This window comes from uncultured Proteiniphilum sp. (assembly GCF_937873925.1).
In the GTDB taxonomy this organism is placed as follows: domain Bacteria; phylum Bacteroidota; class Bacteroidia; order Bacteroidales; family Dysgonomonadaceae; genus Proteiniphilum.
In genome coordinates this window covers 51,445-61,631 of record NZ_CALNAT010000016.1, presented here as the reverse complement: position 1 = coordinate 61,631, position 10,187 = coordinate 51,445, and the positions used below count along the sequence as shown (strand labels likewise).

Annotated in this window: 7 protein-coding genes; 3 read left to right on the top strand and 4 right to left on the bottom strand. The window is 45.6% G+C overall.

The window, feature by feature from the left end:
• Nucleotides 1–850 (top strand): cellulase family glycosylhydrolase (locus Q0502_RS01295; protein ID WP_298646240.1); only part of this gene is annotated, 850 nt, incomplete at its 5' end.
• Nucleotides 851–1,000: 150 nt separating this feature from the next.
• Nucleotides 1,001–3,343, top strand: a complete 2,343-nt coding sequence (locus Q0502_RS01290) for a glycoside hydrolase family 3 N-terminal domain-containing protein (protein WP_298646238.1) — start codon at nt 1,001–1,003, stop codon at nt 3,341–3,343.
• Nucleotides 3,344–3,425: 82 nt separating this feature from the next.
• Here the strand turns inward: Q0502_RS01290 and ccsA are convergent, their stop codons facing one another.
• The 4 genes from ccsA to Q0502_RS01270 all read right to left on the bottom strand — a co-directional run bounded on the left by ccsA (nt 3,426) and on the right by Q0502_RS01270 (nt 8,883).
• On the bottom strand, nt 3,426–4,565 hold the full coding sequence (gene ccsA / locus Q0502_RS01285; RefSeq protein WP_298646236.1) for a cytochrome c biogenesis protein CcsA: 1,140 nt from the start codon (nt 4,563–4,565) through the stop codon (nt 3,426–3,428).
• A 98-nt stretch (nt 4,566–4,663) separates the two neighbouring features.
• Nucleotides 4,664–6,175, bottom strand: a complete 1,512-nt coding sequence (locus Q0502_RS01280) for a di-heme oxidoredictase family protein (protein ID WP_298646233.1) — start codon at nt 6,173–6,175, stop codon at nt 4,664–4,666.
• A 141-nt stretch (nt 6,176–6,316) separates the two neighbouring features.
• Nucleotides 6,317–7,483: an imelysin family protein gene (locus Q0502_RS01275; protein WP_298646230.1), complete on the bottom strand. Its 1,167-nt coding sequence runs from the start codon at nt 7,481–7,483 to the stop codon at nt 6,317–6,319.
• A gap of 38 nt (nt 7,484–7,521) precedes the next feature.
• Nucleotides 7,522–8,883: a hypothetical protein gene (locus Q0502_RS01270; protein ID WP_298646227.1), complete on the bottom strand. Its 1,362-nt coding sequence runs from the start codon at nt 8,881–8,883 to the stop codon at nt 7,522–7,524.
• A gap of 569 nt (nt 8,884–9,452) precedes the next feature.
• Here Q0502_RS01270 and Q0502_RS01265 point away from each other — a divergent pair.
• A complete protein-coding gene (locus tag Q0502_RS01265; protein ID WP_298646225.1) occupies nt 9,453–10,034 on the top strand; it encodes an RNA polymerase sigma-70 factor in 582 nt (193 codons plus the stop codon).
• Nucleotides 10,035–10,187 lie beyond the last annotated feature (153 nt).

Sequence of the window (10,187 nt, the reverse complement as noted above, 5' to 3'; positions counted from 1 at the left end):
GGGGCTTACCGTCAACCAGGATGGGTTTGACCGGATTGACAGACTTATCGGCTGGTGCAGGGAAGCCGGGATATATCTTATACTGGATATGCATGATGCACCCGGGGGCCAAACAGGAGATAATATCGATGACAGTTACGGATATCCCTGGTTATTCGAAAGTGAAAAGTCACAGCAACTCTTTATTGATATTTGGGTAAAAATAGCCCGGTACTATAAAGACGAACCGGTTATTCTGGGATATGATCTGATCAATGAGCCTATAGCTCCCTATTTTGAGAATATGGAAGAACTCAATGCAAAGTTAGAGCCCCTTTATAAAAGAGCAGTGAGTGCTATCAGGGAGGTAGATAAAAACCACGTGATATTGTTAGGCGGGGCTCAATGGAACAGTAACTTCAAAATGTTCGGCGAAGAACCGTTCGACGATAACCTGATGTACACTTGCCATCGCTATGGAGGTGAACCTACGGCAGAAGCAATAAAAGAATTTATCGGGTTCAGGGATAAGGTGAACCGTCCTATGTATATGGGGGAGATCGGCCATAATACCAACGAGTGGATGTCGTCTTTCGTGAAAACGATGGAAGAAAATAATATTGGTTGGCACTTCTGGCCATATAAAAAGCTGGGGGGCTCTTCATTTGTGTCGATCCCGACTCCTGAAAACTGGGATATTGTGGTCGATTTTGTAGAAGCAGACAGAAGCTCCTACAAGACAATCCGGGAAGCTCGTCCCGTTCAGGAAATTGCAAGGAAAGCAATGCTTGATTTTATCGAGAATTGTAAATTTGAGAATAACAACATCAACAAAGATTATATTCAGGCATTGGGCTTGAATCCGGAATAAATACTTTTCGGATGATTTCGATTAATTGATTGATCAAGGTATCTGATGAGTAAGTTATAAAGTGAATGTAGTAGAAATATGTTGTTATGACTTCTCAATTTGGAACACTTTTTATATCAGGAAGAACTATAAAAATTATGATATATACTAATGAAGAAGAATAGTTGTTTTATTATTTTGGTTTTCCTGCTTGCTGCTTGCAGCGGGGGTACTAAAACAGCCGGCTTAGGATTGGATGCCGGTATCGAGAAACGGATCGACAGTATTATGGCGCAAATGACCCTCGAGGAGAAAGTGGGGCAGATGGCACAGTTCACGCTTGATGTGATCGGGAAAGGAGGTAACCTCTATTTCAGTGACGAACCTTTCGAAATCGACTTTGCCATGCTCGATACGGTGATGGGCAAATATAAGGTGGGTTCGGTCCTGAATACGGCCAACAACCGGGCCCGTACCCCAGAGGTGTGGGAGAAAACGGTCAGGGCCATCCAGGATAGGGCGTTAGCAGAGACAGGTATACCTGTGCTCTACGGCATCGATGCCATCCATGGAACCACTTATACCGCCGGCGCTACCTTCTTCCCGCAGGGCGTGGGAATGGGTGCTACTTTCAATACCGACCTGATGAGGGAAGGTTCCCGTATCGCGGCCTACGAGACCCGCGCGAGCAATATCCCCTGGACTTTTGCTCCCACCATGGATCTGGGAAGGGATGCCCGCTGGTCGCGCCAGTGGGAGAGTTACGGCGAGGACGCCTATCTCAATGCCCGGATGGGAGTGGCCTCTACATTCGGGTTTCAGGGTGATGACCGGAATGATATAAATAGTCAACATATCGTGGTCTGTATCAAGCATTATATGGGATACGGAGTACCCGTGTCGGGTAAAGACCGCACGCCGGCCCTTATCTCCGAAAGCGAATTGCGCGAGAAATACTTTGAACCCTTTCGCGCGTCTATCATGGAAGGAGGAGCCCTTTCGCTGATGGTCAATTCGGGTATTATCAACGGGGTATCTACTCATGCCGATTACAGGTTGCTGACCGAATGGGTGAAAGAGGATCTCGCGTTCGACGGTGTGATCGTGACCGACTGGGCCGATGTGCAGAACCTGCTCTCTCGTGACAGGATCGCCGGAGACTACAAAGAGGCAGTGAAAACGGCAATCAATGCCGGCATCGATCTGGTGATGGAGCCTTACAATCTGGCTTTCTGCCCCACGCTGGTGGAACTGGCGGAAGAGGGTGAAGTGCCGATGAAGCGGATTGATGACGCGGTACGCAGGGTATTGCGGTTGAAATTCCGTCTGGGGCTTTTTGAACGCCCCTACTGGTCGTACGAGGAATACCCCGATTTCGGAAGCAGCGAGAACGAGGCGGTTGCGAAAGCTGCCGCGGATGAATCGATCACCCTGCTGAAAAATGAAAATATTATTCTTCCATTGCCGGCTAATGCCCGTATCCTGGTGACAGGTCCCAACGCTCACTCCATGCGTACCCTCAACGGCGGGTGGAGCTATTCGTGGCAGGGAGAAAAGACCGAAGAGTTCGCGCAGGACTACAACACCATCTATGAAGCGTTGCAGAACAAGTTCGGCGCCGGTAACGTAAGGTACGAACCGGGCGTCACCTATAAGATGGACGGGCAGTATTACGAAGAGAACCCGCCTGAGATCGGCAAAGCGGTAGCCGCCGCGGCAGGAGTCGATTATATTGTGTTGTGTGTGGGTGAGAACTCGTACTGCGAGACGCCCGGTAATCTGAATGAACTCGCCCTGTCGGAGAACCAGACTGCCTTTGCGCTGGCCCTTCAGAAGACAGGAAAACCGGTCATACTGGTATTGAACGAAGGACGTCCACGCCTGATCCGTAAAATTGAACCGGATTCCAAAGCAATCCTTCAACTCTACCTGCCGGGCAATTTCGGAGGGGATGCCCTGGCGGATATCCTCGCAGGGGATGTGAATCCGAGCGGGAAACTGCCTTATACCTACCCGAAATTTGAGCAGGGGTTGATCACCTATGATCATAAACCGAGCCAGAATATCGACGGTAAGATGGAAGGCGCTTACGATTACGGAGCACAGACTTCGGTGCAGTATCCGTTCGGTTTCGGCTTGAGCTATACCACATTTGAGTATGCCAATTTAGCGGTGGACAAGAAAGATTTTGTGTCGGGCGACCTGCTGACCGTGACCGTGGATGTAAAGAACAACGGGACAGTAGCCGGCAAAGAGGCGGTACTGCTCTTCAGCAGCGATATGGTGGCCTCCCTTTCGCCCGATGTGCGTCGTCTGCGTGCATTTGAGAAGATGATGCTCAAACCGGGTGAGACCAAAACCGTTACGCTGCAACTGGCAGCTGACGACCTTGCCTTTGTGAATGAAAAAGGAGAGTGGACGCTCGAAGCAGGTGAATTCAAACTACAGGCGGGCGATCAGATTACAATGATCCATTGCACGGAAACCCGGATCTGGGATACACCGAACCGGTAAAGAGCGGGTGATCTTTCCCCTCGCCTGCTTACCGCAGGTTCCCTATAAGAACCGAAGGAAAAACGTATGTCATTACCATCCATCACATATAGCTGTGTATCCCGCCCAGCAGATATGTTACGCCCAGAAACGTCATCAACACGGTAGCAAAGGCAATAGAATTGAACAGGTGAAATTTCCGCGGATCTGAAAAAAAAACGATATTCTCTTTGTGCATCGGCAGCGAATAAACCAGCATGGTGATGAGCGCCCATGTTTCCTTGGCGTCCCAGCCCCAGTAACGCCCCCATGAAATATTCGCCCAAACGGCGCCGATAAATATACCGGCGGTAAGCAGGAACAAAGCCGGATATAACAATTTGGAGTTGAGATGATAGAAACGTTTGCTTTGTTTTTTTGAACATAGACCCACAATGCCCGTAAGGGCTATAAATAGCAATAGAGCATAAGCCACCATGATAACCGATACATGCGTTGCCAGCATGGGCGTGCGCAAAACAGGCGTCATGGGATTGATTTGCGAAATATACAGCCAAACCAGTATCGTGGGAATGGTGGTAAACAATACGCCTTTCCAACCGATGCGCAAAAACAAAATCCACACCATGGCGATAGCCAGCAACAAATAACCCGCGTAGGTGATGCCAACGCCCCGGGGATCGTGGCTGACGAGGAACGTCGCTCCCATTTCATCGCTGTCGTAATCCATCTGATAGATACGATAGCCCGATTTCTTGAATATCTTGTTCATTGAAATCTGATGAATTTGGTCATCTACTTTAACAAAACTTCGATAATCGGCAGGTTGATTTGTTCCGGGATGATAAACAATATCAAAATACAACATTTTTACATTAAACGGCATGGATATACGCCGTGTTCCATCTTCCGAAACGAAATAATTATGTATCTCATTCTGCCGGATATGCATCGCTCCCCGTTCGCCCCAAATATAGGTAACCAATCCGCCCAATAGAATCACAACAAACGAGCAATGTAGCAGGAAGGCGGGAAAACGCCGGTAAAGCTTCATGCGAATAATAAAAATCATCATGCTGAGCGTGGCTATCCCCCACAACGCGACAAACCACCATGCGCCGTAAATCCATTCCGCCACTTTTTCTGTGCTGAACAATTTCTCGATAACGGTTGCCACAGCAAGTACCGCCACCATCACTCCCAACAGCCCGAAAGAGATATTTTTCAGAAGTTTGTCGTTCATTTTTCTATATAAGAACTTAAATTCGTTTTATTTGCAGATTTACGTCCGATTCTTCACAAAGGACCGGACGTAAGAAGCATTTTTATTGTATACCGTTACTAGATTGATTCTAAAAACTTTACCAAAGCGTCGCGGTCTTCTTTAGAGAGATTGCGGAACTTTTCCCGTGCCCAGGCCGCATCTCCGCCGTGCCACATGATGGCTTCGGTGTAGTTGCGGGCGCGCATATCGTGGAGGTGGTCGCTGGCGCCGGTGCAGATTTGCGAAAGTCCGCGTCCCCAGAGCGGCGTGGTACGGCACCAGCCGGTGCGGATGTCGTTCACCATATCTAATTTATGTTGAAGCATATCGGTATAGGGCCATATCTTTTGATAAGGATAACGGGGTAATCTGCGTGCAACCAGTGTATCGCCGGTGTAGTTGTCCGGCCCGGTAGTCCACGATGGTTTGTGGCAACTTGTACAGCCGATGCTGTAAAACGCTTTCTTGCCTTTCTGTACGACAGGATCATCCAGATCGCGTGCGGCGGGAACCGCCAATCCGCGATGCCAGATCATAAAGTTGACGTAGTCTTCCGTAGCAAGCTCGGGTTCTAAGTCGGTTGACATCAGTTCGGCATAAATGGTAGCTTCGTCCCTACCGAGTGCGGCTTGTACGTCTGCATTTTTCGACATGGCTGCGGCATACGCCGTTGTGATATAATTGCTGCGACGGTTTTCGCGGGTAACGTTGGTGATGTTCCAGATGGCATTCGCACCGGGACCGTTTTGTAGCGTTCCGCGTGTCAAGCCGTACGTGTAGCGTCCGGGATGTTTTGTGCCGTCGTTTTCTGTAATAAAGTTTGCCGGATCGTACTTCGCATCATTTAACGTGCGTCCCATTGCCTTCTGACGATGATATTCCGCAATGATGGAATCATCGGGAACGGCGTCGAGCAGGCCTGTTCCGTAAATACCTATGGTAGCTTCCAGTTTCACTGTATAATTTGCCGGTTTTGGATCGGTATTGATATATGCCGGATCAATGGTTACTTCGGGATAAATAAGGCTATAGGCTTCGCCGTCGGGAAATTTATTGCCGAATTCATCCACGTGTTCTCTCCATTCTATTTTGATACCCTTCTCGTCGATAGGAGGCAAAAAAGGGTATACCGCTTGTGTTTGAGGCATACCGGTGAGCTCAGGTACGTAAGCGTGCGTATTTTTGTCAACCACTACCAGTAAATAGCCGTTCCCGAAATCGCTGGCGCGATACCGTTCCACCCGTTTGCCATGTCCGTAACCGGGATGGCATGTAATGCAGGAACTACGAACAGACACCGGTCCTAATCCATGACGCATGCCCGAAGTATTGGAATTGAATCCGTCTTCGAAAAAGGCTTCTCCTATTTTAAAAGCAAGGGCCATTCCGCTTTCTTCCACAGCGGGAGTCGGTTGTTCGTAAGCGGAAGAAATATTGTTTACAAACGTTGTGCCGAGTTTTCCTCCTGTATAATATTCTTCGGACAATTCTGCGGGGTTGTCATCGGGGATATCACTTTCGTGACAAGAGGCTATAAATAGTATTGCGAGGTTAAGAAAGCTGATTATAAATACATTAACTCTTTTCATACATTAAATAATAAGATAATTCAAATAATGTACACATGTAGGGATTAATTTTCTGGAATTAACTATTTTTAAATACCATGAAGAGAATATCCTGAAAACAGGATAATCTCTTACGCGCTATTTCAGGTGCATGAATATAGCTTAATCTCCTTCTGCAAGCGCTACTTTCGCTTCATTCAAAGCGTTTGTAAGTTCCGTACAGGCGTCAATGGCAGCACCTGCCTGCGTGGAAGAGTAATTGCGCTCAAAAGGATAAGGAATTGCTTTAATTTTAGTGATCGCATTTGTGATCGCATTCTTCACTTTTGTATCCGCCGTGGGGTTCACAGATTTGATATAATCGCTGACCGAACCTCCTCTTTTGTTTTTTTCGGCTCCGCCCAGATAGGCATTTTCGATACTTATGATATTATTTTCAAAATCCACCAACGAATTGTAGCTGTAAGGCGATTCGAGATAATTTCTGTCATCGCCGCGCCATGCATTCCCGATTTTAAGGTCTCCCACTTCTTCCGATATAACCGCACAACCATCCAAAATAGCCAGGGAGGCAGCTGTTATCGTTTTATAGGTGCTCCCGGGTTTGCTGGCAGTAAGCATATTTTCGCCATACGAAGTGTTGCTGTTCGAAGGTGTTATGCCAAGTTCCAAATCATCAATCAATGTTTGTTTTTCTTTGGTTACAGCATCGTAGCCTGCCCAGGCAGCTTCCAACCGGATACACTGGTTACGCAAATCGCCCATCACGGCAAGAGCGTAAATCAATTCTTTTTCCGTAATGGCGCTTGCAGATTTAACCTCTCCTTCGCTGAACAAGATGTATTCTACCCCATGGAAACCAAGTAAGGCATTGCCTAAATGTTCTGATGCCCATACATCGCCGTCTTCCGCATCCATGCCGGCGATGAAATCATTATTGTTAATCAGTTGTACGAATGCCGTTTCATCAAGGGGCCAGGTGTCAATGTGCGGGTCTATGCCGAAATCGGCAACTGCGCCGTATAAAAACGCTTCACTCAATTCCCAATGCGCGCGGGTTTCTATCCATTGCTCTGCCGCTGCATTGAGGTTGGCATTCGTTTTATTTACTTTTAATGTTTCTATGGCGCCGTATAAATCAATGGTTGCATCCGCCAGATTTCTATATGTGTAAATAACTGTGTTGTTTACGTATTGTTCCACTGCTTTGGACAAGGCTTCTTCCTTAACACTGATATCGATGTCGGGGTCGTTGTCACATGCAACGAACGGGCTTACGAACAGGGCTGCAACGAAAAAACAGACTGCTAATTTTAGTAACTTTTTCATACGATTATTTTATTTTTAATTAGTGTTGAACGAAAAATTTATTTTGTAAAAAAACCGGAATAAGCAATACCGACAGCTAATGAATTTTCATCTTTAAACGGGTTTTTCATTATTCCTGCAGAATATTGGGCTTTAAGTACAATTTCATTGGTTGGAAAATAATTGATGCCGCCTGTTATGATCTGACGTTCGCACCATTCTTCGGCTTGAATGCCATCGGGCACTTTAAACATGGAATCGTAATATTCATAACGTGCGAACAAATATAACTTCCGATTGTCTTTTTCCGCCCATTTAAATTGGGATAAAATATCGTAGCCGACTTCCGTCCCATAACACAATGCATCGGACGCTACGTATGTGCTTGGTGAAGGAGAGGCGTTCGGCAAGCCTCTGTTATAAATGGAGATTGTTTTGGCATCACTCAAATGACCGTAATCGAAATAGCCTCTCGCGATGAGATTATGAGCATCGTATTCAAAATCGAAAGAGGCGATGGAGACCGCACCTTTTACGTCTTTATACTTATCCGCATACGAAGGCATCAGGCTATTTCGGAAACTGTGTCCGTAATACCCGCTTATTCCTAAGCGAAGACCTTTAACAGAATAATTGTCAATACGGAATGCTCCGGCATACGTGTTAGCGATTTTAAATTCATAAGGTGAAGCGGATGCGCCGCCAATCCATTTTTGATTACCGAACAGTTCAGAATCCAGTCCCGGCAACAACATGGCTTCGTAACGCCAGTTCTTTCCAAGATAGCCCCATAAGCTGATTCCCGTCTCGTGCCATGTACAAGGCAGGATGGTATTCTCGCCTTCGGGACGATATACGGTAAAGAATTGTGTGGGTAAATGATTACCGTTGGTCAGCCCCACAGGAACAATAATATGCCCCATACGGAGATTGAGCGTGCGGTTAAATGTTTTTTCAATCCAGAACTGTTCGAGTGCGACTTCCCCTCCACGTTCCACTTCCTGCTCGTATTCGCCTCCTTCTTCCGGTTCTACCTCTACTGCCGACTCTGTCCCGCCATGCTCGAACTCTATTTCGGCATTCATTCTCCATCCATTGCCAAATTCGTACCCGATGAAAAATACCACATGCGGTAAATCGAAGCGTCCGTGACTGGGGTCATTTTTATAAGAATCTGGATACATATAGCGGAAGGGATTGCTGCTGTAAAAATTACGGCTTGCCACGGCTTCGCCGTAACCGCCCAATTGGAGACGAGCGGTTTTGGATAAATTAGCAATGTTTGAATCGACGCTTGTATCTTTATTTTGTTCTGTTGCCGGAGACGTTTTCTCTTCGGTAACGCTTTGTGCATAACCCTCTGTGTATACAGCGGCAAAAATCAGAAAACAAAATAACATTTGAATGAGATTCCTTTTCATTACATTATAATTAAATACCTGATCAGAAGACCGGAAATATCAATAAGATCGGTTTGCCAGGCAGGAAGTATGGCCGGCAAACCTGTCTTTGATAAAATTAGTCTATGGAATTATTTGTTTTATTTATAATGCAAAAGTATTTCTCTTAAAAACGCGGCGCAATACCTAAAAGTAATTATTTTTATTAAAAAAAATACCTGAAAATGATGAGGTGTTTCTGTATATAGGTATCGCGTCTGCATCCGGCTTTTAAATCGACGATGGCTCTCCTCCTGAGATGACCATCCTGCGTGTACAGGCTATATATCAGCTGTATATGGAGATTTATCTCGTTGATTATTCACCAAGTTTCTGCTTTTTATAACCACTATTTTTTCAGGGTATATTGCGGATAATTCTATATTTTTTCTATTATATGGCGACGAAAATTTAGGGGATAATTGGTTATTTTCAAGAATAAATCATAAACTTAGTTACAGGATTACTGTTTTCCTTATTAAATATTTTTTTGCATCTTTGCAAAAAGTCCGTGAAGAAAAATAAAATTCAGGATCCTTATTTTGTAGCAGATGGCAGAGAGTGCAGTATTGGATAACCTGTTCAGGAGAATGGCCTTTCATGATGATCAGGAAGCGTTTAAAGAGTTGTTTTTCGACTTCTATCCTGCCCTCTGTGTCTTTGCTCAACGTTACATCTCTTCGCCGGAAGCGTGTGAAGATATTGTTCAGGATACTTTCTTTCATCTGTGGAAAAACCGGAAAAAGATAGAAATTAGCTCTTCTTTTAAGAATTTGCTCATCACCAGTGTAAAGAACAGTTGTACGGATTACCTTCGTAAGCAGTCTGTACGACAACATCATGCGCAGAAGCAGGCCATTTCCGCCACTGCCGATACCCCCGAAGTGATTTATACCATTGGAGAACTGGAAGAAATGCTTCATACAGCGTTGGCACAACTGCCCGAAAACGTGCGGAGAGCCTTTGAACTGAGCCGGTTTGAGAATATGACTTACAACCAGATAGCGAAGGAGATGTCCGTCTCTCCCAAAACAGTAGAAGCTTATATCAGTAAAGCATTAAGCCTGTTAAGAACCGAGTTGAAGGATTATCTTCCATTCGTATTGTTTACATATAGCATTGCTTATATTTGAGCTCCATAAGTGTTTTTTACCACACCGTTACAACGCAGTCCACAATGCATTTACATTCTTCCTCTCTATCATAAAAGTTTTCACCTTTTACCACAGTGCCATAAGTAAATGGCTTCATATTTTCATTTTTCCACAAAGATATGGTATCTCTTT